Source organism: Caballeronia pedi, from assembly GCF_001544915.2.
Taxonomy (GTDB): Bacteria; Pseudomonadota; Gammaproteobacteria; order Burkholderiales; family Burkholderiaceae; genus Caballeronia; species Caballeronia pedi.
In genome coordinates this window covers 47,899-73,598 of the sequence record NZ_FCOE02000010.1, presented here as the reverse complement: position 1 = coordinate 73,598, position 25,700 = coordinate 47,899, and the positions used below count along the sequence as shown (strand labels likewise).

Genomic DNA, 25,700 nt, shown 5'->3' with positions numbered 1-25,700 from the left:
CGTTGACGGTCAGCCGCCGATCATACTCAGAAAGGCTGCGGTCCGCCGCCCTGATCGACGCTCATGCAATGCGTGACGAGGCCGGAATCGGCGCGCCACAGGTGCAGCCCGAACGCGGGCGGCTCCATGACGAAGGCCTCGGGGCCGTCGGGCTTCAGTTGCAGCGCAACCTGATGCGCGGTCGACGGCGCGCACCACACCACCGTGCCGCCGAAGCGCACGCTGATCGCCCGATGCACGTGACCGCACACGATGCGCTCGACGTTCGGATGGCGCCGCACGAGTGCATCGAGCGCGCGGCTGTCGTCGGGCGCGAGGCGGATGTCGTCCATGAAGCCGATGCCGCACGCGACCGGCGGATGATGCATCGCGATCACGACGGGCCGCTCGCGGCTCGCGTCGAGTTGCGCTTCGAGCCAGGCAAGGCGGGTCGCGCACAGGCGGCCCGCGCCCGAGCCGGGATCGAGCGTATCGAGCGCGATCACGCGGACGTCGGCCACGTCGAATGCGTACTGGACGAAGGCGTCGCCGGTGGCGAGCTCCGGGCGGTCGTCGAAGACCGTGCGCAAATGCGCGCGATCGTCGTGATTGCCGACGAGCACGCGCCACGGCATCGCGAGCCGGTGGAGCAGCGTGCGCAGATGCCGGTATTCGTCGATACCGCCCGCATCGACGAGATCGCCCGTGATGAGCACGGCGTCGGGACGCGGGTCGAGCGCATTGAGCGCGTCGATCGCGCGGGCGAGGAAGGCGGCCGTATCGACGCGGCCGTAAGCGAGCGTGCCCGGCGGCGTGATGTGCAGATCGCTGATCTGGGCGAGCAGCATGTGCGTGCGTCTCCTCGTCGCGGGCGGGTGGTTCGGTTCAGTCGTCGGATGCGGCTGCCGGCGGTTTCGGCGCGAGCTTCGCGGGCACGAGCCACTGGAAGTTCGTCATCGATGTCTCGCTGAACGTGCATTCGGCGGCTGCGGAAACCAGCACCGGCTTGGTGGCGGGCGGCGTCGGCGCGGTCTGGATCGTGCCGTGCACGACCACCCGTGAACCATGATAACTCGCGCCGGAGCCGGTGATTTTCAAAGGCGCGCTGGCGGCGTCGGGATAGTCGGCGCGCGTCTTGTCCTTGCAGGCCTCGACGTTCTTGTAATAGGACGTGCAGCCGGAGACGGCGGCGAACGAAAGCGAGATCAGGACGGCCAGCAGAGGGCGGTTTCGATGTTTCATCGATGAATTCGGTCGATGCCCGATGCCGCGAGGCATATCGGAGCGTGATGAAGGTCGGGCGAAGCTTTATAACATGCGTGGCCGTGTATCACTGTAGTGCATCGCGGCGCGACCCCGATGGCTTGTTTTGTCGCGCGATGCGGTAGCACAATCGGCACTGTCGAACGACCCGTGCGTTCCTGACCGATGGAGACGACCGTCATGCAGAAGGACATCGAAGTAGGCGATTACCTGCTTGCCATGCAGGCGGTGCCGAGGCCGCTCGAAGCCGACGGCGACGAGGAAGCGGCCCCGTCGGAGGGATACGCGATCCGCGTACGCGTGACGCGTCTCGACCGGCAGCCGGTGCACGGCTCCTCGCTCGCGAGCGACTCCGGCGAAATGACGGGCGACCACGGCCCGTTCGAGACAGTCGCTGAGGCGATCGCCCACGGCGAGGCTTGGGGACGGCATTACGTCGCGCGCGTGCTGGGGCATTCGGTGTAGCGGCGGGGGCCGCGAAAGAGGGGGACGCTCCCCGCGTCAGGCGGGTGCCGGGCGGCGATGCGTGTGGCTAGACTCTGGCTCATCGACCGGACCATCGCAGAGGTTGAAATGACGCCAGTTGCCCTTTACGTCACGCCCCATTTCATCGCTTCCGTGCGCAGGGGGCGCGCACGCGAGTGCTTCAGCGGGACGGTGCGGTTCATCGACGTGGAGGCGCTGCCGTTCGATGTGGAGCACGTGTGCCTGCTCGACCGCGATACGGCGATCGAGGCGCTGTTCGATGCGGTGAGGGACGCGGAGAGGTTGTTGAATGCGGTGTGAGGGGGCGCTCAAGTTTTCGGAAAGCGGGCCGTTATCCCGGCGACCCAATCCTTTACCGAAAACTAGAACTACGAATGTCACTCAGATGCTTTGCAGCCGCCATCGCGTTGTCCCTGTTCCTCTCCGGATGCCTGACGACAGTGCCGGACATCGAAACGCCGCGCACGGGTAGCGTTCAGACCAGGCAGCAGATCGCCAACGGAATCCAGAGCCCGAGGATCGACAGCGACGGTGTGCTCCTCACGCCGTGGGTTCGCAGCGCGATGATGTCGGCGTTCGCGATGCGCGCGGCTCATCTCGGGCTTCGATTCGATCCGAACGGCGTTCCGGTCACGATCCGCATTACCAGCGTGCGCTCGAAGTCGGACACGGCGCGCATCGCGTTCAATTTCCTCGATGGCGCGGAGTGGGTGTCAGGCACGGTCACGGTCGGTGACGCCAGCTTCGACATTCAGGAGGACACGTGGCTTTACTGGATGCCGACGGGGTATCGGAGCATTCAGGAAGTCGCGGATGCTGTTGGCACACAGGTGGCGAATGGGGTGGCGCTCGTCGCCGGAATGCCGTTGAATGATTGAGGGTTCACGGGGCGCGGCGTAAGGCCAGCATGGCCGACAGAGCAGATGCAGTCTCCCTCGCAATTGCTTTCGCTCGATCTTGATCCAGCTTGGCGCCTGCGCTCGTCCCGGTTGTCCCGACCAATGCAAGTTCGCAGTTCGCTCCGGTCTTCCAGACCGACCGAAACGTATCATTCGCCGCGTCGAACGTACTCACCTCGTCCGCCGTCGTGAATGCCAGCCCGACGCATCGTAAATGCGCTGATCGTTCCGATGAACGCAAGAGTCGTCGACGGATTCATCCAGGCAGGATCAACGGCTGCTTTTCATGGCTGCGAATGTCGGCGCAGGCCAGTCGCAAGTAGCTCCGTTCAAGCGCCTCCTCACCGACACACCGCAGCGGCTCTTCTACAAGTCGAGTAATGGAACTGGTACGCCGGCATTCACGATCTCGCTGGATAGCTACGATTTCTGAGGAGCACCGAGATGTGGCGTCTCAGAAGGGTCTTTCTGAGCCGTTCGATGTTAGTTCGCTTATCAGCGATGGCAGCGCAGAATGAAGGTTTTGATGTGACAGATATAATTCAGTTTGTCCGGTCTTTTTTTTCGAGAGGGGACGGTCGAGGGTGTTCGATCAGCTGTTTCGCACGTCAGGACTTTTTTGGTCCCCACCACGGCGTGCATTCTGGTGTACGCCGTTCTGTGCAAGTTGCTGGCGGCCTGTGGGTTTGTCGCATTTGATCGCGAGATAACGCTGTCAAATCTCCTTCTCCCGCAATTCAGCACGTCCGGGCCATATCCGTTTACGTCGCCTTATTGGTTCATCCCGAACCTGTTTTTCGTTCGAGTGTACTTCGGGGCGGTGCACACCAGAATCTATAGGTTGGCATCAAGTAATGCTGGTTGTCGATCTTTGTTGATAGAGGCGTCGTTCTTCACGTTGTATCTTTCGCTTTCGATCGCGGCTCTCTTGCTGTCGCGCGATATGTATAGCGGCAATGCGGTATCGCTGACCAAGATTGCAGGATTGCACGTCGCATTTGCAGCCTTCTTCTACTACCTTGGTTTTTTGACGGAAAAATATCGGCTCCAACGATATGCAGCAAGTGTCCTTTCGCTCTTCGTGTTGTACGCGGTGCAGCAGCAACTTTGGGCAACAGGGATCGTCCTCGATTTCTGGATGCAGGTGATGAAGTTCGAACATCCGATATTGCCGATCGTGACGAGCCTGACTGGTATCGCCTTCTTCTTCGGCATATCGCAGATGATCGCAGCCCATCGTGGTGCCAGAGTACTGGCTTTTATTGGAGAGAAAGGGCTGCCGATTGTTCTCCATCAACTGTTCGGATTCTTTGTCCTCAATCTCGTGTTGTGCGGGTTGGGTGTGTTGAAGCCCAGCGATGTCGCCGGGCAGTATTTCCAATGGCATACGGAGAAGACATGGCCGCTTTATGTCATTTTCGGAATTTCCGTTCCATTGCTGATCGACCGCTACGTCGTCGGCAAAATTCGGAGCGGCGTGTCGAGCATCGTTGCGCGGTAGAGATCGAGCCCCACTGGTTGAACTCGACGTCTGACAATGCCAAATGCAAGCCACCTTCGGGTGGCTTGTTTATTTGCGAGGCCACCTCTTGAATCCACCCGCGCCTGGAGCATCAATTCAACAATGAGCAGGTTTCGCGATGATCGACCAGAAATCGAGGACCTCCAAGCCCAATCGACCGCCGCTTTTAGGCTTGCCGCCCGAGCAGAACCGGCAGATAGGCTTGCCTCTCAATCGCACACTGCTCATGCATCTAATTGCTTCGTGACGGTATGGCTCGATGAGAAGCCGCGAAGGATCTTTCGGCCAAGCAAAACCGAAGGCCATTCGAATAGCTTGTGCATCAGTACCGCCACCAGAAGAGCCGCGGGAATCGTCACGCACCAGACCACGACTGCCCCCGCCGATCGGTACAACACGATGATGGCCGTGAACATGACGAGTATGTGATTCAGATAGAGGCTGTATGAATACTTCCCTAGCCACCCGCCGAGTCTGAGGAAGCTGTTGTCTTTTACGGTGCTACACAAAGTAATGAGTAGAGCGGCTCCAACGCCTACGGCCACGTCTCCACATACTCTGGCGATGATTTTCCATTCGCCAAAAAACGGATACGCGTAGAGCCCAAGTGCGATGCACCACGCCACGACAAGATATTTAGACGGTATGCGTGCGCGGAGATTATCTACGTTGAACGAAAGCCAGCAGCCGATAAAGAAGAATGTCGCATAATGCACCGTCAGCATCGTCTGAGAAACGTATGAGCGGTAATGGGCATCAGCCCAAGGGATCAGAGGGCCAATAGCGAGTGAGCATATCATCATCCCTAGAACTGCATATCCTCCAAATCGGCGGACGAGATAAAGAATAATCGGGAATGCGATGGATATACGCATTTCCATCGCGATGGACCAAATCACAGGACTTATGTCGCGGGCATTGAGTGGTCCCACCAAGAGCGCATGATCAGCAATGATCTCTTTGTTGATATGAGGGTGAACGGTGTACATCCAGCCGTCCTTCCAGTCGAAGCCAAGCTTTTCCAAGCAGAAGTACACGGACGCGGCGAGAACAATTGACGCAGCATATGGAGGGTACAGCCTGGCAACGCGCGCGGCCAAATAACGTGGGTATGCGTAAGAGCGCATCCCGCCAATCATTCTGGTCAACGCGAATCCACTGAGAACGAAGAAGAGAATGACGGCTTGATGTCCGGCAATGGCAATCCGAACCGGCAAATATATTGTTGCTGTCCAGATCCAGCCCAATTGGTTGTATCCCACAACAACCAGGTGCGAAAGCATGACTGAGAGGGCGGCGAAACCTCGCAGACTATCGAGGTAATGAGCCCGATCGCTGCGGACGTAATTTGCTGATGTCATCATCGATATGCCAAAGCGAAGGCCATGTTAAAAGGTTGCGCAATTTTACATGAGACGCAAGCCGTCTTCGGCGGCTGCGCGCCAGGCGCAATCCCACACGCCAATCGGCTTGGCTTGCAGATCGTGATGACATCCCGAGAATAATCACCAGCCGCCTACGGGCGGTTTTTTGTGTCCAGCCACGGCGCACAAGGAGTCCGCATGTCGGTATCACATGAAACTGACGCTCGCGGTTAACTGATGGCAGCTCCACAAGCGCGGCACGTTGATAGCGGGCGCCGCATTCGCCGCTCTCGTCGGCGCCGGGCCGCTCATTTCACAGGCATGGGCGGACATGGATGTCGAGCTCAAGGCGGCGATTCCGCAGAACGTGCCGCAATGGATCGGCTACACGGCTTTCGGACTCGGCTTCCTCGCGCTGCGATACACGTCTGTGCGCCGGAAAGAGGGCGGCGACGAGAAGGAGGGCGACGATGGCGCGGAACGCACCTGAAGCGGCGGGCGGGCGGAACGTCTGCGCGTTCCTCGACATGCCCTCTATTTCCGAGGTGACGTCGATCGCGTGAAGTGCTCGAACATCTGGGCGAGGCCTCCCGGCAATAGCTACGGACCCATCGCGGACGAAGCATTACGTAATGGCTGGTGCCGGGGACCGGACTCGAACCGGCAAGCCGTGAGGCGGCGGATTTTAAGTCCGCTATGTTTACCAATTTCATCACCCCGGCAAGGGCGGACGCGATTCTACCATTGCGCGGCAGCGCGCCAAAGCCGCGCCGGCGCGCCGATGCGCGGTCCGTTCGACAGGATTTCACCGCGCCCGCATAATCATCGGCACTGGTTCAGCGCAAGGACATCCGATGATGCGCATCGGCCTCATCTCCGACACACACAACCTCGTGCGCCCCGAGGCGCTCGTGGCGTTGCGTGGCGTCTCGCACATCATTCACGCAGGCGACATCTGCAAACGCGACGTGCTCGATACCCTTGCGCCACTCGCGCCGCTCACCGTCGTGCGCGGCAACAACGACATCGGCGAGGGCGTCGCGCACTTGCCGGAACATGCGCGCATCGAACTCGGCGGCGTGACGTTCCACGTCGTCCACGATATCGCCGATGTACCGATGCAACTCGACGGCATCGATGTCGTAGTCACGGGCCATTCTCACAAGCCGCTCATCGAACGACGCGACAACGTGTTGTTCGTGAATCCCGGCAGCGCGGGGCCGCGCCGCTTCAGATTGCCAATCACGCTCGCGCTGCTCGACATCGACAATGGAAAACCGCAAGCGCGCATCGTCGCGCTCGTGACATAAAAAAAGGCCGGCGCTCACGCACCGGCCTTTTGCCGTCAGACAGCCCGAACGCTTACGCGCGCACCGTGCCTTCCGGGAATGCATCGTCCATTTCGGCGGCTTCGCGATGGCCGCGCAGAATCGCGTGCGCTTCCGATTTCGACGCCACAGCCGGCGGCGAACCCTTCAGCGGCTTCTTCGCCGTCTCGTGCAGCGCGAGTACCGAGACGATACCGATCAGCGACGCGCCCATCAGATAGTACGCGGGCATCATCAGGTTGCCGGTCGTGTCGACGAGCCATGCCGTGACGAGCGGCGTAGTACCGCCGAACAGCGAAACCGACACGTTGAAGCCGATCGCGAGCGCGCCGTAGCGGATCTTCGTCGGGAAGAGGGCCGGCAGCGACGACGGCATCACGCCCGTGAACGTCGACAGCAGCGCGCCGAGAATCATCATGCCCGCGAAGATCGACGGAATCGTGCCCATGCGGATCAGCGAGAGCGCCGGGATCGACAGCACCAGCAGGCCGACACAACCCGCGAGCATCACCGGCTTGCGGCCAATCGTATCGGACAGACGGCCGGCGAAGAGCGTCAGCGGCATCATCAGCACCATCACGACGAGCACGATGAACAGGCCGTGCGTCTCGTTGAACTTGAGCGTCGCCGACAGATAGCTCGGCAGATACGACAGCGCCATGTAGTCGGTCACGTTGAAGATCAGCACGAGGCCCACGCATTGCAGCAGCGGCTTCCATTGCTGGATGAGCGTCTCGCGGAACTGCTCCCTGGTCGTTTCGTGCGACACCGCTTCCGCCTTCTCGGCTTCGCGCTGGAACGCAGGCGTTTCTTCGAGCTTCATCCGGATATACAGACCGATCAGGCCGAGCGGACCCGCGACCATGAACGGAATGCGCCAGCCCCACGACAGCAGCGCGCTTTCCGAGAGCGTTGCTGTCAGCACCGCGACCACGCCCGCGCCGAGCACGTAGCCGACGAGCGTGCCGAACTCGAGGAAGCTCGACATGAAGCCGCGCTTCTTGTCCGGCGAGAATTCGGCGATGAAGGTCGCAGCACCACCGTATTCGCCGCCCGTCGAGAAGCCCTGCACGAGACGCGCGACCAGCAGCAGCACCGGCGCCATCACGCCGATCGTTTCATAGCTCGGAATGATGCCGATACAGAACGTGCCGACGGCCATCATGATCATCGTCATCGCGAGCACGCGCTTGCGGCCGATGCGGTCGCCCAGCGGGCCGAACACCATGCCGCCGATCGGGCGCACGAGGAACGCGGCCGCGAACGTGCCGAACGTGGCCAGCAACTGCGCGGTGGGGCTGCTCGACGGGAAGAACACCTTGCCGAGCGTCACGGCGATGTAGCTGTACACGCCGAAGTCGAACCATTCCATCGCGTTACCGATGGCCATGGCGCCGACCGCGCGTTTGAGCAAAGACTGATCGACGATGGTGATGTCGTCGAGGGTGAGATCGGACTTCTGACTCGATGAATCCTGTGTGCGCCAAAGGCCCTCTTGAAGAGAAGACATAGTTCGAAATAACTCCGTATTCGATCCCGAGAACTCGCGCGGAGCTTCGGGACAGTGCAGTTTCGCGACGGCGCCGCCTTGGTATCGAGACAGCGGAAAACGATCGCCAATGGCTCCGCGCGGCATGCTGTATGAAGCAGATGCCGAAAAGAAAAGCAAACGCGGTGCCGGTGCTTCGCGGTGGGTCGCGAAATTGCACTCGGGATGAAACAAACGAATTTGACGTGCGGACGGCGAACTCGGCGGGAATCCGGAGTTCGCCGCGGGTGGGGCCGCGACGTCGGCGAAAAAACAACCTGAGACGAAAAAGGCCGGCGTGAGTCTGGCAAAACCAGCTAATGAACCGACGCGCCTCTTTGTATGAATCCTGTCACTACCGCGCTGCGTTCGAATGAAAATGTTACGAACTCAATGCGTGAATGATGGTGAATTGCTGTTGATAACGAGAAGATGATAACACGATGACAGACGATCTGCAAACCGGCCTGTTCTGGCGAGGCCGCGCAATCGGCTCGATCCCTTACCCGGCTTAGGATTGCGCCGACACTTGTCTGATTCATCTGATGGTCCATTCGGAACATTTTGCCCGCGCGCAGGCAACAAAAAACCGGCCGCGTGGACCGGTTTTTCAGTACGACCAAGCGCAGTTTTCAGCTCTGCGGCGGCACGTAGCCGGAAGCGGTATCGGCGCCTTCACCGAAGAAATACTTCTCGGTCTGCTTGATCAGATACTGGCGCGCGCGCGGATCGGCCATGTTGAGGCGATTTTCGTTGATCAGCATCGTCTGTTGCTTGAGCCAGCCTTGCCAGGCTTCCTTCGAGACCGTCTCGTAGATGCGCTTGCCGAGTTCGCCCGGCAGCGGCGGAAAATCCAGTCCTTCGGCTTCCTTGCCGAGCTTCGCGCATTGAACCATTCGGGCCATCTTGAGTTTCTCCTGTATCGGGGTAGCTGAGCGCAGTGCTGCGCTTCGTTCATTCGTGTTCAAAACTGTTTCATCAGGACGAGCGACTTGCGCTGCCAGTTGTACAGGCGCCGCCGATCCTCCGGCAGATCGTCCACGGTCACCTTCACGAAGCCGCGCTTGAGGAACCAGTGCTCGGTGCGCGTCGTCAGCACGAAGATGCGCGTGAGGCCGCGTGCGCGGGCGCGCTGCTCGATGCGCTTGAGCAGGCGCTCGCCGTCGCCCGAACCTTGCGCTTCCGGCGCGACCGTCAGGCACGCCATTTCGCCGATACGCTCCTGCGTGTACGGATAGAGCGCCGCGCAGCCGAACAGCACGCCATCGTGCTCGATGACCGAAAAATGGTCGATATCGCGTTCGATCTGGTGACGCCCGCGCCGCACGAGCGTGCCGTCGGATTCGAGCGGCTCGATCAGCGTGAGAATGCCGCCGACGTCGTCCGGCGTCGCTTCGCGCAGGCTTTCGAGGTTCTCGTAGGAGATCATCGTGCCGACGCCATCGTGCAGGAACAGTTCGAGCAGCACGCTGCCGTCGAGCCGGTACGGAATGATGTGGCCGCGCGCCACGCCGCCACGGCACGCGCGCACCGTATGCTTCAGATAGAACGCGGTGTCGCCCTGCAGCTCGCCGCTTTCCTGCAGGCGATAGGCGTCGTCGAGCGACAGTTCCCGGATAAGCTCGTTTTCCGAATCCACCAGGCCGGGAATTTCCGTCACGAAGATGATCTTGTCGGCGCGCAACGCGATGGCCGCGGCTGAGGCGACATCTTCCATCGAGAGATTGAACGCCTCGCCGGTCGGCGAAAAGCCGAGCGACGACAGCAGCACGAGCTTGTTCGATGCGAGCGACTGGCGGATGGAATCGCCGTCGATCTTGCGCACGACGCCCGTGTGCTGAAAATCGACGCCATCGAGAATGCCGACCGGCCGCGCCGTCACGAAGTTGCCCGACACGACGCTGATGTGCGCGTGCGCCATCGGTGTGTTCGGCAAGCCCTGGCTGATCGCGGCCTCGATATCGAGGCGCACTTCGCCGGCGGCTTCCTTCGCGGATTCGAGCGCGCGGGCGTCGGTGATGCGCAGGCCGTGCGAGAACGACGATTCGACGCCGTGCAGACTCAACTGTTCGTCGAGCTGCGGGCGCGAGCCGTGCACCAGCACGACGTGGATGCCCATCGCGTGCAGCAGGCCGACGTCCTGCACGAGCGCATTCAGGCGTCCTTCCTGCACCAGCTCGCCGCCGAACGCGACGACGAAGGTCTTGTTGCGGAACGCGTGAATATAGGGCGCGACGGAGCGCATCCAGTCGACGAACTGGGCGTGGGGATTCGACGCTTCGGGCTCTGTCGCAGCGGGCTGCGACGCCGCCTGCGTGGCGATCGTGAGGTCGGTTTGGGAATTCATCCCGGGATTATAATGCGACGCTATGCCGAATGTTTCCCGACCCGCACGCCCCAACCAGCCGGGCAAGCCGCAATCCGCCGATCAAGCCCTCGACACGCGCGAGCAGTTGCAAAAGCTGCGCGAAAATCTGCTGCGCGACGCGCAGGCGGGTGAGGGCGCGGGCGCGTCCGGCGAAACGGCGGGATTGAGCAAGAAGGAACTCGCCGCGCGGCGGTTTGCGGGCGGAAAAGCGGCCGCAGCGGCGGCTGCACAGCCGAAGCCCACTCAACCTCGATCGCAACCGAGTGAGCCGCAATCCGTTCAGCGTGCGCCGAAACCGCGCGATGTGACGCCGCCGCCCGCGCCGCCTGCTGCACCAGCGCGCCCGAAACGCGATGACACCCGGCGCGAGCAGGGGAATCGTCCGCCGCGCGTCGAGCGCGCTGCACAAAAAAGTCCTGCCGAAGCGCGCAAACCGGATATCGCACGACCGCCGCGACCTGTCGTCGAGCAGCGAAGCGAACGCCCGGCCGAACCACGCGAACCACGCGAACCACGGCAGCCTCGCGCGCCACGCATCGTCACGCCGAATCCCGTTCCGCCAGTCACGTTCCCCGAAGCGCTTCCGGTTTCCGGCCGATGCGAGGAAATTGCGCGCGCGATCGCGGCGAATCAGGTGGTGATCGTCAGCGGCGAAACCGGCTCGGGCAAGACCACCCAGCTCCCGAAAATCTGCCTCGCGCTCGGACGCGGTCTCGGCGCGGGCGGCAGCGGGCTGATCGGCCATACGCAGCCGCGCCGCATCGCGGCTTCGGCCACCGGAAGGCGCATCGCGGAAGAACTCGGCACGCCGTTCGGCGAAGTGGTCGGCTACAAGGTGCGCTTCACGGACAATCTCGCGCCGGGCGCGTCGGTCAAGCTGATGACCGACGGCATCCTGCTCGCGGAAACGCAGACCGATCCGCTGCTGAAGGCCTACGACACGATCATCATCGACGAGGCGCACGAACGCAGCCTCAACATCGACTTTCTGCTCGGCTATCTGAAGGAAATCCTACCGAAGCGCCCGGATCTGAAGCTGATCGTCACGTCCGCGACCATCGACGCCGAGCGCTTCGCGCGCCATTTCGGCCGCGACGACAAACCCGCGCCCGTGATCGAGGTGAGCGGGCGGCTGTATCCGGTGGAAGTGCGCTATCAGCCGATCGAGGAAGAAAGCGAGGCGATCAAGAACGCGCAAGGCACGCTGCCGAGGCGCAACGATCGCAAGGCCGATCGCGATCTGATGGAAGCCATCGTCGATGCCGTCGACGATCTGTGCCGCGTCGGCCCCGGCGACGTGCTCGTGTTCCTGCCCGGCGAGCGCGAGATTCGCGACGCCGCCGAGGCGCTTCGCAAGCATCACCCGCCGCACACGGAAATCCTGCCGCTCTTCGCGCGTCTCTCCGCGCAGGAGCAGGAGCGCGTGTTCAGGCCGTCGAACGCGCGGCGTATCGTGCTGGCGACCAACGTCGCGGAAACGTCGCTGACGGTGCCGGGCATCCGCTATGTCGTCGATACCGGCATGGCGCGCGTGAAGCGCTATTCGTATCGCAACAAGGTCGAGCAGTTGCAGATCGAGCCGGTGTCGCAGGCGGCGGCGAACCAGCGCGCGGGCCGCTGCGGGCGCGTCGCGGACGGCGTGTGCATCCGTCTTTACGACGAAGCGGATTTCCAGGCGCGGCCGCGCTTCACCGATCCGGAAATCCTGCGCTCGTCGCTGGCGGCGGTCATTCTGCGGATGAAATCGCTGCATCTGACGGCGATCGAAACCTTTCCGTTCATCGAGCCGCCGCCGGGACGCGCGATCGCGGACGGCTATCAACTGTTGAACGAACTCGGCGCCGTCGACGACGACAACGCGCTCACGCCGCTCGGCCGCGAACTCGCGCGCCTGCCGCTCGATCCGCGCGTCGGCCGCATGATTCTCGCCGCGCGCGATCATCACGCGCTGAAGGAAGTGCTGATCATCGCCTCGGCGGTGTCGGTGCAGGATCCGCGCGACCGGCCGATCGAGGCGCAGGAGCAGGCGGATCAGGCGCATCGCCAGTTCGTCGACGAGCGCTCCGAATTCCTGCAATGGACGCGCATCTGGAAGTGGTTCGAGGACGCCGTCGCGCACAAGAAATCGAACAAGCAACTCACCGATGCCTGCCGCGCGAATTTCCTGTCGCATCTGCGGCTGCGCGAATGGCGCGATGTGCATTCGCAATTGCTGACGGTCGTGCGCGAACACGGCTGGCGTCTGAACGAATCCGAAGCGACTTTCGAGCAGGTGCATCTGTCGCTTTTGACGGGCCTGCTCGGCAATGTCGGACTGAAAGCCGACGACGAGCCGCATTATCTCGGCGCGCGCGGCATCAAGTTCTACCTGTGGCCGGGTTCCGCGCTGCTGAAGAAAGCGGGGCGCTGGGTGATGGCGGGGGAACTCGTCGAGACGAGCCGGCTGTACGCGCGCACGATCGCGAAGATCGAGCCGGAATGGCTCGAAACGGTCGGCGCGCATTTGCTGAAGAAATCGCTGTCCGACGCGCACTGGGAGAAGAAGGCCGCGCAGGTCGTCGCGTACGAGCGCGCGACGCTCTACGGGCTGACGGTCTACGCGCGCCGGCGCGTGAGCTACGGCCAGCAGGACGCGAAATATGCGCGTGAGCTGTTCATTCGCGGCGCGCTCGTCGAAGGCGAATTCGACACGCGTCTGCCGTTCTTCGCGCACAACCGCAAGCTGGTCGCCGATATCGAGCAACTGGAGCACAAGTCGCGCCGCCAGGACGTGCTCGTCGACGATGAACTCATCTACGGGTTTTACGATTCGCTGATTCCCGAGGGCATGTGGACGGGCGCGGCGTTCGAGCGCTGGTATCGCGACGAGCAGAAAAAGGCGGGCAACGAGAAGCTGCTGTTCCTCTCTCGCGACGACCTGATGCGCCACGAGGCCGCCGGCGTCACGACCGATCTGTTCCCGAAGCGCATGACGATGTCGGGCATCGAGATGGCGCTGACATATCACTTCGAGCCGGGCTCGCCGCGCGACGGCGTGACGCTTGCGGTGCCGCTGTACGGCCTGAATCAGGTCGATGCGCGCCGCGTCGAATGGCTCGTGCCGGGCATGATCAAGGAGAAGGCGCAACTGCTGCTGAAGTCGTTGCCGCAGAAACTGCGCCGCCACGTCGTGCCGTTGCCGGAATACGCGGCGGGTTTCGCCCAACGTCATGGCGGGCCGAAGTTCGGCGCGGGCGCGCTGGTCGATTCGCTGATCGCCGATATTCGCGAGCAGACGCAAATCGCCGTGAAAAACGCCGATTTCAAGCTGGAAACGCTGCCCGCGCACCTGTTCATGAACTTCAAGGTGATCGACGAGCACGGCCGCCAGCTCGCGATGGGCCGCAATCTCGCGCAACTGCGCGCGGAACTCGGCGGTCAGGCGCAGCAACAATTCCAGAAGCTGACATCGGCGGCGGCGAGCGTCGCGCTCGATGCGCTTTCTGGCGAAACGAACGCGCCGCCCGCGCAGCAGCCGTCCGGCGAAACCTCGTCCGGCACCGCGCTCTACGAAAACCTCACGACGTGGAACTTCGGCAAGCTGCCCGAACTGCTGGAAATCCGCCGACGCGGGCAGACGCTATTCGGCTATCCGGCGCTCGTCGATCGCGGCACGCATTGCGATGTCGAAGTGTTCGATTCGCCCGAAGAAGCGGCGCGCATCCATCGCGCGGGGTTGCGGCGGCTGTTCGCGCTGCAGTTGCGCGAGCCGATCCGCTATCTGGAGAAGAACCTGCCTGGCCTGCGCGAAATGTCGATGCAATACATGGCGCTCGGCACCGCCGACGAACTGCGCGATCAGATCGTCGACACGGCGCTCGATCGGGCGTGCCTGCAAGACCCGCTCCCCGACGACGACGCCACCTTCCACGCCCGCCGCGACGCCGCGAAAGGCCGTCTCACGCTGCTCGCGCAGGAAATCGCGCGGCTCGTCGGCACGATTCTCGCCGAATATGCGGCGTTGGGGAAAAAGCTGGCGCAGGCGAAATCGTTCACATCGGCGTACGCGGACTTGCAGGCGCAGCTGAATGCGCTCATCGGCAAGCGCTTCGTCATCGAAACGCCGTACGTGCAACTCGCGCACTTTCCGCGCTATCTGAAGGGAATCGGCCTGCGCATCGACAAGCTCAAGGCCGATCCTTCCCGCGACGCGCGCCTGCTCGCCGATCTGCAACCGCTCGCGCAGCACTATCAGCGCGCGATGTCGCAACGCGGCGGGGTCGCGGACGCGCGCCTGTCCGAGTATCGATGGCTGCTGGAAGAACTGCGCGTGTCGCTGTTCGCGCAGGAATTGCGCACGCCGATGCCGGTTTCGGTGAAACGCCTTCACAAGGTCTGGGAATCGATGCAGCGCTAGGCGGCGGCTGAAAAGCGCGCCGTTTCTTGCGCCGATCCAGCGTATTGCGCAAAAAGCCGCACCCGGTCAACGCGCCGCGCGAAGCAAACGTTCTACAATGACGCCTGCCTTCCGAAGCCTACTTTTCATGCGCAATTTCTTCCGTTTCAACCGTGTCCGCGCAACCGCGGCACGCGCCGCGCTTGCCACCGGCGCGGCACTGATCGCCACCGCGGCGCTCGCCAATAACGTCGTCGTGCTCAATTCGGCTGAAGCCACGCTGAGCCTGATTGACGAAAACACCCATCAGGTCGTCGGCACCGTGCCGACCGGCAAGGAGCCGCACCACCTGATGCCGACGCCGGACAATTCATCGCTGATCGTCGCGAATTCGGTCTCGAACAATCTGATGTTCGTCGATCCGAAAACCGGCGGTGTGCAGCGCTGGGTGCAGGACATCGAGGATCCGTACCAGATCGGCTTTTCGCCCGACAAGAAATGGTTCGTGTCGACGGGCCTGCGCCTCGACCGCCTCGACATCTACCATTTCGACGGCAAGAACCTGAGCATCGCGAAGCGCCTGCCGCTCGCGACGATGCCGAGCCATATCGCGTTCACCAACGACAGCACGACCGCCTTCATCTCGCTGCAGGTATCCGGCGAAATCGCCGCGATCGACCTCGCGACGCAAACAGTGAAATGGAAGATGAAAGTGGGCAAGGTGCCCGCGGGCGTCTGGCTCACGCCGGGCGATAAATTTCTGCTCGTCGGCATGACGGGCGCGGATTACGTGGCCGTGGTCGACTGGCGCAACCAGAAAGTGGTCAAGACCATCACGACGGGCAAGGGCGCGCACAACTTCCGCTCGATGGTCGATGGCAAGCACGTGCTGGTGTCGAACCGCGTCGCGAACACGATCAGCATCATCGACGAGGACTCGCTCACGAATGTCGGCGACATCACCGGTCTGCTGCCCGGCCCCGACGACATGGAACTTTCCGCCGACAAAAAGTATCTGTGGGTTACGTTCCGCTTCGCGAAGCATGTCGGCGTGATCGACCTGGCGAATCGTAAGCTGATCGAAACCATCAAGGTGGGCCGCTCGCCGCACGGCATCTACTTCTACAACCGCGCACCGGTGACGGCGCCCAACGGGGCGTAAGCGGGGTACGGGTATGGGGCGCCCGCCGCGCCCTATACTACGATTGAGGAAAGGCCGGCGCACCGGACGGCCCCAGCACCACGGAGCACCATGTTTCATTCCATTCTTTTGTCGCTCGACGGGCTCGTTTCCTGGCTGCAGACGCTGCTCTATGTCGACGTCGTCCAGCCCGCGCTGTTCAAGTTCGGCATGATGGACTACGACGAGGACACCTATGACGCGCTCTACTGGGTGATCGTCGGCGTGCTGGAAGTGCTCGCCATGTACGCGCTCCTGCGCCCGCTCGAAGCGTTCCGTCCCGCGGAAACGTGGAAGGACCGCAAGGGCGTGCGCGTGGACGTGCTCTACACGTGGATCGTCAAGCTCGGCATTCTCAATCTGTTTTTCTTCTTCACGTTCCAGCCGCTTTTCGATTCGATGCAAAGCTGGCTGCGCATCCATAACGTGCCGAATCTCGAGATCGACAACCTGTGGCCGGGCGTGACGACGCAGCCGCTCGTCACCTTCGTCATCTATCTGCTGATTCTCGATTTCGCCGGCTACTGGTATCACCGGCTGGAGCATCGCATCGGCATCTGGTGGGAATTGCACGCGGTGCATCACAGCCAGCAGAAGATGTCGCTCTGGACCGACGACCGCAACCATCTGCTCGACGATATCCTGCAGGCGAGCTTCTTCGCGTGCGTCGCGCTCGTGATCGGCGTGGAGCCGTCGCAGTTCGTCGTGCTCGTCGCCATCACCAATTTCATGCAGAGCCTGCAGCACGCGAACATCCGTCTGCATTACGGCTGGCTCGGCGAGCGGATTGTCGTGAGTCCGGCGTTTCATCGCCGCCATCACGCGATCGGCTTCGGCCACGAAGGCACCACCTACGGCTGCAACTTCGGCGTGCTGTTCTCGTTCTGGGACATCCTGTTCCGTTCGGCATCGTTCGACCGCACCGTCGAGCCCACCGGCATACGCGACCAGCTCGGCGCGCCGGGCGTGGCGGCGGTCCATTACGGCGATGGCTTCATCGAGCAGCACTGGCTCGCATTCAAGCGCATTGCCGCGCGCCTTTCCGCACGCCGCGCGGGCGCGTCCGCATCGGACAACTCGGCGGCCGTTTGAGCCTGCCCGCAAGACCAGCGCCCGCGCGCGGCGCTGGTTTATCCTGTCGGTTCTTCTTTCTTCTTCTACGAATCACGCATGAGTGACTTGCTGCGTTCGTTCGTGCGCGCGCTCGCGAACGTCTTTCATCCGCGCATGCTCTGGCTGACGCTGATGCCCTTCGGCGTCGCCACGGTCGTGTGGGGCGCGCTCCTCTGGTTTTTCTGGCAGACGCTCACCGGCGCGGCGAATAGCTGGCTCGACGGCTGGTCCCTCACGACCGCGATGTACCGGCTCTTCGACGCGGTCGGATTTTCGGCGCTGCACGCGGTGATCGCGCCGTTTCTCGTCGTCATCATGACGGTGCCGCTGATCGTCGTCACGGTGCTGTTGCTGATCGCGACGATTTCGATGCCCGGCGTCATTAAGCTGCTCACGCGCCAGCCGAAGGGCCATTATTCGTCGCTCGAAGAACGGCGCGGCGGCTCGTGGTACGGCAGCCTCGGACATTCGGTCGTGACCACGGTCGTGTGCCTCGTGCTGCTCGTCGTCACGCTGCCTCTGTGGCTGATTCCGCCGTTCTTCGCGCTGATTCCGCCGCTGCTGTGGGGCTGGCTGACCTATCGCGTGATGACCTACGACGCGCTCGCGCTGCACGCCAGCGCCGACGAGCGCCGCGCGATCGTGCGCGACGCGCGCTGGCCGCTCCTAGGCATCGGCATCGTGAGCGGCCTCCTGAGTTCCGTGCCGACGATGCTCTGGGCATGGTCGGTGTGGCTGCTACCGCTGTTTCCCGTGGTCGCCGTCGTGACGATCTGGGCGTATGCGTTCATCCTCGTGTTTTCCGCGCTGTGGTTCGCGCATTACTGTCTGCACGCGCTCGAGCGCGTGCGCGCGAACGAGCCGCGCTATCCGGCGATCACGGTCGAATCCCGCGACGTTTCACTGTAAGAATCAAGGGGCTTTCATGGGCATTGGCGTCATCATCATCGGCGACGAGATCTTGTCCGGCCGCCGCACCGACAAGCATCTGCCGAAAATCATCGAATTGCTGAGCGCGCGCGGGCTGGCGCTCGACTGGGCCGAATACGTCGGCGACGATCCCGCGCGCATCACCGCGACGCTCGCGCGTACCTTCGCATCGGGCGATATCGTGTTCTCGACGGGCGGCATCGGCGCGACGCCGGACGATCACACGCGCCAGTGCGCGGCGCAGGCGCTCGGCGTGCCGCTCGCGCTGCATCCGGAAGCGGCGGAACTCATCCGCGCCCGCATCCGCGAAACGGCCGCGCAGGCCGGCAAGCCGGTCGAGCTGGAATCGCCGGAGAATCTGCATCGGCTGAACATGGGCACGTTCCCGCAGGGCGCGTCGATCATTCCGAACAGCTACAACCGGATTCCGGGCTTTTCCGTCGGCGATCATCACTTCGTGCCGGGCTTTCCCGTGATGGCCTGGCCGATGATCGAATGGGTGCTCGACACGAAGTACGCGCATCTGCATCACGCGAGCCCGCATGTCGAGCGCTCGCTGCTCGTGTTCGGCCTGCCGGAGTCGCGCATCACGCCGCTGATGGTGACGATCGAGCGCGATTTCGAAGGCGTGCGCGCCTTCAGCCTGCCGAGCGTCGGCGATGCGGCGCGCGGCGCGCTCTACGCGCGCTCGCACATCGATCTGGGCGTGAAGGGCGATCCGGAGAAAGCGAACGCGGCCTTCGAGGTATTGCGCGAGGGCGTGATCGCGCTGGGCGGCGAAGTCGTGGAAGTGCCGCCGGAGGAAACGAAGTGACCTTGCTGGAAGTCATCGCGACGACCGTTTCCGATGCACGTGCGGCACAAGGCGGCGGCGCCGACCGGCTCGAACTCGTCACCGCGATGGGCGAGGGTGGGCTGACGCCGAGCATCGGTCTGATCGAAGCCGTGGTGGATGCGGTCGATATTCCGGTGAACGTGATCGTGCGGCCGCACAGCCGCTCGTTCGTCTACGATGCCGATGACTACGCGGTCATCCTCCGCGACGTGCGCGCGATCGCGAAAACGCGGGCGAACGCGATCGTCACGGGCATGCTGAGCGCGAATGGCGATATCGACACGGAAGGTCTCGCGCGCGTGATCGAAGCCGCGGATGGTTTGCAGGTCACCTTCCATCGCGCATTCGACGAAGCGCGCGATCTGTTCGCCGCATTCGATACGCTGCTGCGATTCGATGCCGTGACGAACGTGCTGACGTCGGGCGGCAAGCCGTCGGTGCTGGACGCGCAGGGCACGATCGCGCAACTCGTCGGGAAGGCGGCCGGGACGCGCTGCACGGTGCTGGCGGGCGCGGGACTGACCGTCGATGCGGTCGCGCCGTTCGTCGCATCGACGGGCGTGCGCGCGGTGCATTTCGGCTCGGGCGTCAGAGTCGGCGGGAAAGGACTCGCGCCGGTCGACGAGGAGAGCGTCAGGCGCGTGCGCGGACTTTTGCCTAATCCCAAGGGTTGAACACTTTCAGACCTGCGGCCTCGAAAGGCGATGTGTCGCGAGTGGCGACGGCGAGACCTTTGGCAGCGGCGACTGCGGCGATGAGGCCGTCCGCCAGTGCGACGCCACGCCCTTCGGCGCGGGCTTTTGTCATCAGATCGGCGTAGCTTTGAGCGCAGTCGATGTCGAACGGCAATACGCGTGTCGCGACCAGCGGCAGCAAGCCCTCTTCGAGCTTCGCGTTCAGCGCATCACGTCGCTTGCCAGCAGGGAGCTGTGCGACGCCCCATCGCATCTCCGCCACGGTGATCGCGGACAAATAGAGCGTTTGCAGCGGCTGCGCATCGATCCATTCGATGACCTTCATATCCGGAGCCAGACGAAACAACTCGGAGACCACGTTCGTATCCAGCAAGATCATTCGAAACTCACAGGCTTGGCCGGCGTCCGGTCACGGATGTTCTCGAAGATGGCGAACTCGTGGTCGCTCAAACCGGACTCACGACCGAACCCAGTCAGGAACGAACCGAGTTTTACGCGTCCCTCCGGCTTCACGGCGGCTTCCAGTATGTCGCGTACTTCTGCTTCGGTGCTCCGGCCGTGTTCCGCCGCGCGCAATCGTAGAGCCCGGTGCACCTCATCAGGCAAATTCCGTACAGTTAGCATAGCCATCTCATTCACCATTTTGAATGCAATGCCTTCATTATAGAAGACCTGCATGCATGGATGAGCGATGCGCTGAACTCAAGCCCCAATCCACGGCAGCCCGCGAAAACACCATCCCGCCACGGTTTTCCGATGTCCCTGCCCATCCTTGTCGCCTTCGAAGCCTTCCAGCAGGTCATACGCCTGCGCATAGCCTTCCTTCTGCGCCGCCACTGCCGCCAGTTTCGAACGCGCGGCGCTGCGACACAAAAACACGACTGGCGTATCCGGGGTGGCGACCTGCCGCAATTGTTCGATAAACTCGGCGTTCGGCACCGAGCCGGGGTAGCGGATCCATTCGATATGCGCGTACTGCGCGCCATCGATCGCCGGACGGCCGACCCAGTCGAGTTCGGCGCGCGTGCGCACATCGATCAGGCGTACGCGCGGGTCGAGCTGCAGCAGTTCGAACGCCTCGGCGGGCGAGAAGGCGCCCGCATAGGTCAGATTGCTGTCGGCGGCGCGTCTGCCGGCCTGGCTATACAGTTGTTCGAGCGTGCTCATGATGTGTCGGCCTCCGTTAAGCGCAAAGAATCATTCTAGCGTGGCGCGTCGGGCGATCGGATGGGCGTCCGGCCAGACGGCGAATGCGCATTATTGGTGCAATGCACGCAAACGGTGCTTTAGTAAGACTGCATAATCCGGAGCGCACCAGAAAGGTGCGAGACAAGCGGACGACAAACGATCGACCGTCCGGCAACGCGAAGTGGTGTCATTCAAAACGTGCGCTGCTTCAAGCGCTTAGCGCAAAGTTGGTGCGCTTGGCACGGAAGCTGCTTTTCGATCCTCGATTGAATCGATGTACAGGATTGGTCGGGGCGGCGAAGCGATTCGCCGACTTTTGTTAATCAGGAGATAGGTAATGAGTAAATCCGTGGCCGACGTCATGCAACTCGTCAAGGACGAGGACGTCAAGTTCGTCGACTTCCGCTTCACCGACACGCGCGGCAAAGAACAACACGTATCCGTGCCGGTCTCGGCATTCGACGAAGACAAATTTGAAAGCGGCCACGCTTTCGACGGTTCGTCCATCGCAGGCTGGAAGGGCATCGAAGCGTCGGACATGCTGCTCGTGCCGGACGCGGACACCGCGTTCATCGACCCGTTCTACGAAGAGTCCACGCTGGTTCTGACCTGCGACGTGGTCGAACCCGCCGACGGCAAGGGCTACGAGCGCGACCCGCGTTCGCTGGCACGCCGCGCGGAAGCCTATCTCAAGAGCTCGGGCCTGGGCGACACCGCCTTCTTCGGTCCGGAGCCGGAGTTCTTCATTTTCGACTCGGTGCAGTGGAACACGGACCAGTCGGGCACGTTCGTGAAGATCGGCTCGGAAGAAGCGCCGTGGTCGTCGGCGAAGGAATTCGAAGGCGGCAACACGGGTCACCGTCCGGGCACGAAGGGCGGCTACTTCCCGGTAGCGCCTGTCGACACGTTCCAGGACATCCGCTCGGAAATGTGTCTGCTGCTCGAACAGATCGGCATTCCGGTCGAAGTGCACCACCACGAAGTGGCGGGCCAGGGCCAGAACGAAATCGGCACCAAGTTCTCGACGCTGGTTCAGCGCGCGGACTGGCTGCAGCAAATGAAGTACATCATCCATAACGTGGCGCACACGTACGGCAAGACGGCGACCTTCATGCCGAAGCCGATCGTCGGCGACAACGGCTCGGGCATGCACGTTCACCAGTCGATCTGGAAGGACGGCCAGAACCTGTTCGCGGGCAACGGCTACGCTGGCCTGTCGGAATTCGCGCTGTTCTACATCGGCGGGATCATCAAGCATGCGCGCGCGCTGAACGCGATCACGAACCCGGGTACGAACTCGTACAAGCGTCTCGTGCCGCACTTCGAAGCGCCCGTGAAGCTGGCTTACTCGGCTCGCAACCGTTCGGCATCGATCCGTATTCCGCACGTGAGCAACCCGAAGGGCCGCCGTATCGAAACGCGCTTCCCGGACCCGCTCGCGAACCCGTACCTGTGCTTCTCGGCACTGATGATGGCGGGTCTCGACGGCGTGCAGAACAAGATTCATCCGGGCGAAGCCGCGGACAAGAATCTGTACGACCTGCCGCCGGAAGAAGACAAGAAGATCCCGACCGTGTGCGCGGGCCTCGACCAGGCACTCGACGCGCTCGACGCGGATCGCGAGTTCCTGACGCGCGGCGGCGTGTTCACGGATTCGATGCTCGACGCCTACATCGAACTGAAGACGCAGGAGTTGCAGCGTTATCGTCAGTCGGTGCATCCGATCGAGTTCGAGATGTACTACTCGCTCTAAAGCGGCATGATCGAAGCGCGTATCGTCGAAAGTAGTCCGATGAAGCGCGCGACGCATGCGATGCAGTGAAGAAAAGGGACGGCGCGCCGTCCCTTTTTTAATCGCCGCAATGTCATAGATCGACAAGAAGATCGGTGTCACGAACGACCTCATTCACTGCTCGATGGTGCTAAAGAACCTCATCAAGGCACGCAAAGGCCACGCCGACGCGCTCTCCGACGACTCGCACCTCTCGACGACCGGTCTGCTGCCGGGACTCGAAGCACTGCCCACGGTCGTCCTCGTGCTCGACATGCGCCACCTGAGGATTGCCTACGCGAACCCTTCGGCGGAATCGATGCTGGAGATGTCGCGCAAGCAATTGACGCAGATGAACTGGCCGGATCTGTTCGCCAACGCGGACGAGATGGCGACCACGATCGCATCGATCGCGGAGAACCGCTTCAACGCGACGCGCCTCGACGCGGTGCTCGAGCGTCAGACGCGCGAACCGGTGCATGTGCATGCGATCGTCGGTTATCTGGAAGCGGCGCCCGACTACGTGCTGCTCGAACTGTTCGAGAACGAGCGCCATTTGCGCACCGATCGCGAAGAGCGCATCCACGATCTCACCGCGGTCAACAAGCAACTGATCCGCAATCTCGCGCACGAAATCAAGAATCCGCTCGGCGGCATTCGCGGCGCGGCGCAACTGCTCGAATTCGAGCTGGGCGCCCGTGAACGCGACGAGTTGCGCGAGTACACGCAGGTCATCATCAAGGAATCGGATCGCCTGCAGACGCTCGTCGACAGATTGCTGGAGCCGCACCGGCATCCGCATATCGTCGGCGATGTGAACATCCACGAAGTGTGCGAGCGCGTGCGCGCGGTGATCCTCGCGGAGTTTCCGCGCGGCCTCACGATCGAGCGCGACTACGACGTCAGCGTGCCCGATTTGCGCGGCGACAAGGAGCAGTTGATCCAGGCGTTGCTGAACATCGTGCGCAACGCGGCCGAAGCGCTGAAGGAACGCATTTCACAGGGCGATGCGAAGATCGAACTGCGCACGCGCATCGCGCGCAAGGTGACGATCGGCAAAAAGCTGCACAAACTGGCATTGGACTTGCATATCACTGACAACGGTCCGGGCATCCCCAGCGAGATCCGCGACCGGATCTTCTTTCCGCTCGTGTCGGGCCGGGAAGACGGCAGCGGTCTCGGCCTCACGCTCGCGCAATCGTTCGTGCATCAGCACGATGGCTTGATCGAAGTGGAGAGCAAACCGGGCTGCACCGAATTCGCCATTTTGTTGCCGTTTGAGAATTGATCACGATCGACCAGCGACGTCACGACAAGCATGTGACACATCGGGCTTCGAAGCCTGACCGTTTCGACGGGCTCACACCGAACCATACGAAGACATCTCGCCGAACGATATGAAGCCGATCTGGATAGTAGACGACGACCAATCCATCCGCTGGGTGCTGGAAAAGGCGCTCGCACGAGAAAACTTCACCACGCGCAGCTTCTCCGGCGTGCGCGACGCGCTTGCCGCGCTCGAAGGAGAAAGCCCGCAAGTGCTCGTCTCCGATATCCGCATGCCGGGCGGCTCCGGGCTCGAATTACTGCAGACCGTGCGCGACCGCTTGCCGGGCTTGCCCGTCATCATCATGACGGCGTTCTCGGATCTGGACAGCGCGGTCGCTGCGTTCCAGGGCGGCGCGTTCGAGTACCTCGCCAAGCCGTTCGACGTCGACAAGGCGGTCGAGCTGATCCGCCGCGCCGTCGACGAAAGCATGCGCGGCGAAGCGGCCGTCGATGAACGCGTGACCGAGACGCCCGAAATGCTGGGTCAGGCGCCCGCGATGCAGGACATGTTCCGCGCGATCGGCCGGCTGTCGCACTCCGCGGCGACCGTGCTCATCACGGGCGAATCAGGCACCGGAAAGGAGCTTGTCGCGCGCGCCTTGCACCGACATAGCCCACGCGCGAACGGACCGTTCATCGCGCTGAACACGGCGGCGATTCCGAAGGATCTGCTGGAGTCCGAACTGTTCGGCCACGAGCGCGGCGCGTTCACCGGCGCGCAGGCGATGCGTCAGGGCCGCTTCGAGCAGGCCGAGAACGGCACGCTCTTTCTCGATGAAATCGGCGATATGCCGTTCGATTTGCAGACGCGTCTGTTGCGCGTGCTGTCGGACGGACAGTTCTATCGCGTGGGCGGGCACAATCCGCTGAAGGCGAACGTGCGCGTGATCGCGGCGACGCATCAGAATCTCGAATCGCGCGTGCGGCAAGGGCTGTTCCGCGAGGACTTGTATCACCGCCTGAATGTGATTCGCCTGCGCTTGCCGGCGCTGCGCGAGCGTAGCGAAGATATTCCGCTGCTGACGCGTCATTTCCTGCAGAAGAGCGCGCGCGATCTGGGCGTCGAGCCCAAGCGCGTGTCCGATAGCGCGCTGGCGTATCTCGCGTCGCTGCCGTTTCCGGGCAACGTGCGTCAGCTGGAGAACCTGTGCAACTGGCTCACGGTGATGGCGCCCGCGCAGGTGATCGAGCAGAAGGATCTGCCGCCCGATCTCACGCCGCGCCAGGAATATGCGGCGGAGAGCATCGCGGTGTCGACCGATGGCTCGGTCGCGCCGACACCAGCGGTCACCAACGGTGCCGCTGCTGCGCCGGTCGCGGGCTCGCCGGCGGGCGTGTGGGAGAACGGCTTGCGCACGGAAGTTGCGCGTCTCTTACGCGAAAATTCCGCCGATGTAATGGACGAACTCGCGCGCCGTTTCGAAGCGGCGGTGATTCGCGAGGCGCTCGACTTCACGCGCGGGCGCAAGGTGGAAGCGGCGGAGCGGCTGGGTATCGGCCGCAATACGATCACGCGCAAGATTCAGGAGCTGCATCTCGACGCGTGA

23 protein-coding genes, 1 tRNA gene and 1 pseudogene are annotated in these 25,700 nt (G+C 62.6%); 15 read left to right on the top strand and 10 right to left on the bottom strand.

All coding sequences use genetic code 11. The annotated features are described in order from the left end of the window. Positions 1 to 26: 26 nt before the first annotated feature. Together AWB80_RS17265 and AWB80_RS17260 are read right to left on the bottom strand one after the other, a co-directional pair. Positions 27 to 827 (bottom strand): phosphodiesterase, encoded by an 801-nt coding sequence (locus AWB80_RS17265; RefSeq protein WP_061175886.1) that lies wholly within the window; start codon positions 825 to 827, stop codon positions 27 to 29. Between the two features lie 37 nt (positions 828 to 864). After that, positions 865 to 1,221 carry a hypothetical protein gene (locus AWB80_RS17260; RefSeq protein ID WP_061176036.1) on the bottom strand — a complete coding sequence of 119 codons (357 nt, stop codon included), beginning with the start codon at positions 1,219 to 1,221 and terminating at the stop codon, positions 865 to 867. 201 nt (positions 1,222 to 1,422) lie between these two features. Here AWB80_RS17260 and AWB80_RS17255 point away from each other — a divergent pair, with 201 nt between their 5' ends. The 4 genes from AWB80_RS17255 to AWB80_RS17240 all read left to right on the top strand — a co-directional run bounded on the left by AWB80_RS17255 (position 1,423) and on the right by AWB80_RS17240 (position 4,128). After that, positions 1,423 to 1,707: a hypothetical protein gene (locus AWB80_RS17255; RefSeq protein WP_061176035.1), complete on the top strand. Its 285-nt coding sequence runs from the start codon at positions 1,423 to 1,425 to the stop codon at positions 1,705 to 1,707. A gap of 108 nt (positions 1,708 to 1,815) precedes the next feature. Next, positions 1,816 to 2,028: a hypothetical protein gene (locus AWB80_RS17250; RefSeq protein ID WP_061175885.1), complete on the top strand. Its 213-nt coding sequence runs from the start codon at positions 1,816 to 1,818 to the stop codon at positions 2,026 to 2,028. A 74-nt stretch (positions 2,029 to 2,102) separates the two neighbouring features. Then, positions 2,103 to 2,606 carry a hypothetical protein gene (locus AWB80_RS17245; RefSeq protein WP_143328065.1) on the top strand — a complete coding sequence of 168 codons (504 nt, stop codon included), beginning with the start codon at positions 2,103 to 2,105 and terminating at the stop codon, positions 2,604 to 2,606. Positions 2,607 to 3,273: 667 nt separating this feature from the next. Continuing rightward, positions 3,274 to 4,128 (top strand): hypothetical protein, encoded by an 855-nt coding sequence (locus AWB80_RS17240; protein ID WP_143328064.1) that lies wholly within the window; start codon positions 3,274 to 3,276, stop codon positions 4,126 to 4,128. A gap of 245 nt (positions 4,129 to 4,373) precedes the next feature. Here the strand turns inward: AWB80_RS17240 and AWB80_RS17235 are convergent, their stop codons facing one another. After that, complete coding sequence (locus tag AWB80_RS17235) at positions 4,374 to 5,513, bottom strand: acyltransferase family protein (protein ID WP_087131365.1); 1,140 nt, start codon at positions 5,511 to 5,513, stop codon at positions 4,374 to 4,376. A gap of 259 nt (positions 5,514 to 5,772) precedes the next feature. Here AWB80_RS17235 and AWB80_RS44015 point away from each other — a divergent pair. Continuing rightward, positions 5,773 to 6,003: pseudogene (locus AWB80_RS44015) on the top strand (DUF7940 domain-containing protein); the annotation flags it as partial. A 147-nt stretch (positions 6,004 to 6,150) separates the two neighbouring features. Here AWB80_RS44015 and AWB80_RS17230 read toward each other — a convergent pair. Then, positions 6,151 to 6,235 (bottom strand) — tRNA-Leu (locus AWB80_RS17230). A gap of 135 nt (positions 6,236 to 6,370) precedes the next feature. Between AWB80_RS17230 and AWB80_RS17225 the strand changes: the two genes are divergently transcribed. After that, a complete protein-coding gene (locus AWB80_RS17225) occupies positions 6,371 to 6,823 on the top strand; it encodes a metallophosphoesterase family protein (RefSeq protein ID WP_061176034.1) in 453 nt (150 codons plus the stop codon). A 52-nt stretch (positions 6,824 to 6,875) separates the two neighbouring features. On the opposite strand, the gene proP is transcribed toward AWB80_RS17225, so the two are convergent. The 3 genes from proP to argA form a co-directional block, all read right to left on the bottom strand. Beyond that, positions 6,876 to 8,351: a glycine betaine/L-proline transporter ProP gene (proP, locus tag AWB80_RS17220; protein ID WP_061175881.1), complete on the bottom strand. Its 1,476-nt coding sequence runs from the start codon at positions 8,349 to 8,351 to the stop codon at positions 6,876 to 6,878. A gap of 650 nt (positions 8,352 to 9,001) precedes the next feature. After that, on the bottom strand, positions 9,002 to 9,274 hold the full coding sequence (locus tag AWB80_RS17215; protein WP_061134749.1) for an oxidative damage protection protein: 273 nt from the start codon (positions 9,272 to 9,274) through the stop codon (positions 9,002 to 9,004). A 59-nt stretch (positions 9,275 to 9,333) separates the two neighbouring features. After that, a complete protein-coding gene (gene argA / locus AWB80_RS17210) occupies positions 9,334 to 10,716 on the bottom strand; it encodes an amino-acid N-acetyltransferase (protein ID WP_061175880.1) in 1,383 nt (460 codons plus the stop codon). Positions 10,717 to 10,738: 22 nt separating this feature from the next. On the opposite strand from argA, the gene hrpA reads away from it, so the two are divergent. From hrpA to AWB80_RS17180, 6 genes are all read left to right on the top strand, one after another. After that, positions 10,739 to 15,133: an ATP-dependent RNA helicase HrpA gene (gene hrpA / locus AWB80_RS17205; protein WP_244206555.1), complete on the top strand. Its 4,395-nt coding sequence runs from the start codon at positions 10,739 to 10,741 to the stop codon at positions 15,131 to 15,133. Positions 15,134 to 15,260: 127 nt separating this feature from the next. Further along, positions 15,261 to 16,274: a YVTN family beta-propeller repeat protein gene (locus AWB80_RS17200; RefSeq protein WP_061175879.1), complete on the top strand. Its 1,014-nt coding sequence runs from the start codon at positions 15,261 to 15,263 to the stop codon at positions 16,272 to 16,274. Positions 16,275 to 16,364: 90 nt separating this feature from the next. Beyond that, complete coding sequence (locus AWB80_RS17195) at positions 16,365 to 17,384, top strand: sterol desaturase family protein (RefSeq protein WP_061175878.1); 1,020 nt, start codon at positions 16,365 to 16,367, stop codon at positions 17,382 to 17,384. Positions 17,385 to 17,462: 78 nt separating this feature from the next. Then, positions 17,463 to 18,314, top strand: coding sequence for an EI24 domain-containing protein (locus tag AWB80_RS17190; RefSeq protein WP_061175877.1), 852 nt, complete (start codon positions 17,463 to 17,465; stop codon positions 18,312 to 18,314). Between the two features lie 16 nt (positions 18,315 to 18,330). Beyond that, positions 18,331 to 19,149, top strand: a complete 819-nt coding sequence (locus AWB80_RS17185) for a competence/damage-inducible protein A (protein WP_061175876.1) — start codon at positions 18,331 to 18,333, stop codon at positions 19,147 to 19,149. Further along, positions 19,146 to 19,844, top strand: a complete 699-nt coding sequence (locus tag AWB80_RS17180; RefSeq protein ID WP_061175875.1) for a copper homeostasis protein CutC — start codon at positions 19,146 to 19,148, stop codon at positions 19,842 to 19,844. Before AWB80_RS17185 ends, AWB80_RS17180 begins: the two co-directional genes overlap by 4 nt. Here the strand turns inward: AWB80_RS17180 and AWB80_RS17175 are convergent. The 3 genes from AWB80_RS17175 to AWB80_RS17165 form a co-directional block, all read right to left on the bottom strand. Further along, a complete protein-coding gene (locus AWB80_RS17175) occupies positions 19,828 to 20,244 on the bottom strand; it encodes a type II toxin-antitoxin system VapC family toxin (protein ID WP_061175874.1) in 417 nt (138 codons plus the stop codon). The genes AWB80_RS17180 and AWB80_RS17175 overlap by 17 nt on opposite strands. Further along, on the bottom strand, positions 20,241 to 20,495 hold the full coding sequence (locus AWB80_RS17170; RefSeq protein WP_061176032.1) for a FitA-like ribbon-helix-helix domain-containing protein: 255 nt from the start codon (positions 20,493 to 20,495) through the stop codon (positions 20,241 to 20,243). The genes AWB80_RS17175 and AWB80_RS17170 overlap by 4 nt, the downstream gene beginning before the upstream one ends. A gap of 72 nt (positions 20,496 to 20,567) precedes the next feature. After that, positions 20,568 to 21,032 (bottom strand): rhodanese-like domain-containing protein, encoded by a 465-nt coding sequence (locus AWB80_RS17165; RefSeq protein ID WP_061175873.1) that lies wholly within the window; start codon positions 21,030 to 21,032, stop codon positions 20,568 to 20,570. Positions 21,033 to 21,390: 358 nt separating this feature from the next. Between AWB80_RS17165 and glnA the strand changes: the two genes are divergently transcribed. From glnA to ntrC, 3 genes are all read left to right on the top strand, one after another. Continuing rightward, positions 21,391 to 22,806, top strand: a complete 1,416-nt coding sequence (gene glnA, locus AWB80_RS17160; RefSeq protein WP_044041256.1) for a type I glutamate--ammonia ligase — start codon at positions 21,391 to 21,393, stop codon at positions 22,804 to 22,806. 163 nt (positions 22,807 to 22,969) lie between these two features. Beyond that, positions 22,970 to 24,112, top strand: a complete 1,143-nt coding sequence (gene glnL, locus AWB80_RS17155; RefSeq protein WP_061175872.1) for a nitrogen regulation protein NR(II) — start codon at positions 22,970 to 22,972, stop codon at positions 24,110 to 24,112. Between the two features lie 109 nt (positions 24,113 to 24,221). Further along, positions 24,222 to 25,700 (top strand): nitrogen regulation protein NR(I), encoded by a 1,479-nt coding sequence (ntrC, locus tag AWB80_RS17150; RefSeq protein ID WP_061175871.1) that lies wholly within the window; start codon positions 24,222 to 24,224, stop codon positions 25,698 to 25,700.

Bases quoted from the DNA above. Each gene is read 5' to 3' on its own strand.
- AWB80_RS17265 (WP_061175886.1), bottom strand. From the start codon at position 827: ATGCTGCTCGCCCAGATCAGCGATCTGCACATCACGCCGCCGGGCACG.
- AWB80_RS17260 (WP_061176036.1), bottom strand. From the start codon at position 1,221: ATGAAACATCGAAACCGCCCTCTGCTGGCCGTCCTGATCTCGCTTTCG.
- AWB80_RS17255 (WP_061176035.1), top strand. From the start codon at position 1,423: ATGCAGAAGGACATCGAAGTAGGCGATTACCTGCTTGCCATGCAGGCG.
- AWB80_RS17250 (WP_061175885.1), top strand. From the start codon at position 1,816: ATGACGCCAGTTGCCCTTTACGTCACGCCCCATTTCATCGCTTCCGTG.
- AWB80_RS17245 (WP_143328065.1), top strand. From the start codon at position 2,103: ATGTCACTCAGATGCTTTGCAGCCGCCATCGCGTTGTCCCTGTTCCTC.
- AWB80_RS17235 (WP_087131365.1), bottom strand. From the start codon at position 5,513: ATGATGACATCAGCAAATTACGTCCGCAGCGATCGGGCTCATTACCTC.
- AWB80_RS17225 (WP_061176034.1), top strand. From the start codon at position 6,371: ATGCGCATCGGCCTCATCTCCGACACACACAACCTCGTGCGCCCCGAG.
- proP (WP_061175881.1), bottom strand. From the start codon at position 8,351: ATGTCTTCTCTTCAAGAGGGCCTTTGGCGCACACAGGATTCATCGAGT.
- AWB80_RS17215 (WP_061134749.1), bottom strand. From the start codon at position 9,274: ATGGCCCGAATGGTTCAATGCGCGAAGCTCGGCAAGGAAGCCGAAGGA.
- argA (WP_061175880.1), bottom strand. From the start codon at position 10,716: ATGAATTCCCAAACCGACCTCACGATCGCCACGCAGGCGGCGTCGCAG.
- hrpA (WP_244206555.1), top strand. From the start codon at position 10,739: ATGCCGAATGTTTCCCGACCCGCACGCCCCAACCAGCCGGGCAAGCCG.
- AWB80_RS17200 (WP_061175879.1), top strand. From the start codon at position 15,261: ATGCGCAATTTCTTCCGTTTCAACCGTGTCCGCGCAACCGCGGCACGC.
- AWB80_RS17195 (WP_061175878.1), top strand. From the start codon at position 16,365: ATGTTTCATTCCATTCTTTTGTCGCTCGACGGGCTCGTTTCCTGGCTG.
- AWB80_RS17190 (WP_061175877.1), top strand. From the start codon at position 17,463: ATGAGTGACTTGCTGCGTTCGTTCGTGCGCGCGCTCGCGAACGTCTTT.
- AWB80_RS17185 (WP_061175876.1), top strand. From the start codon at position 18,331: ATGGGCATTGGCGTCATCATCATCGGCGACGAGATCTTGTCCGGCCGC.
- AWB80_RS17175 (WP_061175874.1), bottom strand. From the start codon at position 20,244: ATGATCTTGCTGGATACGAACGTGGTCTCCGAGTTGTTTCGTCTGGCT.
- AWB80_RS17170 (WP_061176032.1), bottom strand. From the start codon at position 20,495: ATGGCTATGCTAACTGTACGGAATTTGCCTGATGAGGTGCACCGGGCT.
- AWB80_RS17165 (WP_061175873.1), bottom strand. From the start codon at position 21,032: ATGAGCACGCTCGAACAACTGTATAGCCAGGCCGGCAGACGCGCCGCC.
- glnA (WP_044041256.1), top strand. From the start codon at position 21,391: ATGAGTAAATCCGTGGCCGACGTCATGCAACTCGTCAAGGACGAGGAC.
- glnL (WP_061175872.1), top strand. From the start codon at position 22,970: ATGGTGCTAAAGAACCTCATCAAGGCACGCAAAGGCCACGCCGACGCG.
- ntrC (WP_061175871.1), top strand. From the start codon at position 24,222: ATGAAGCCGATCTGGATAGTAGACGACGACCAATCCATCCGCTGGGTG.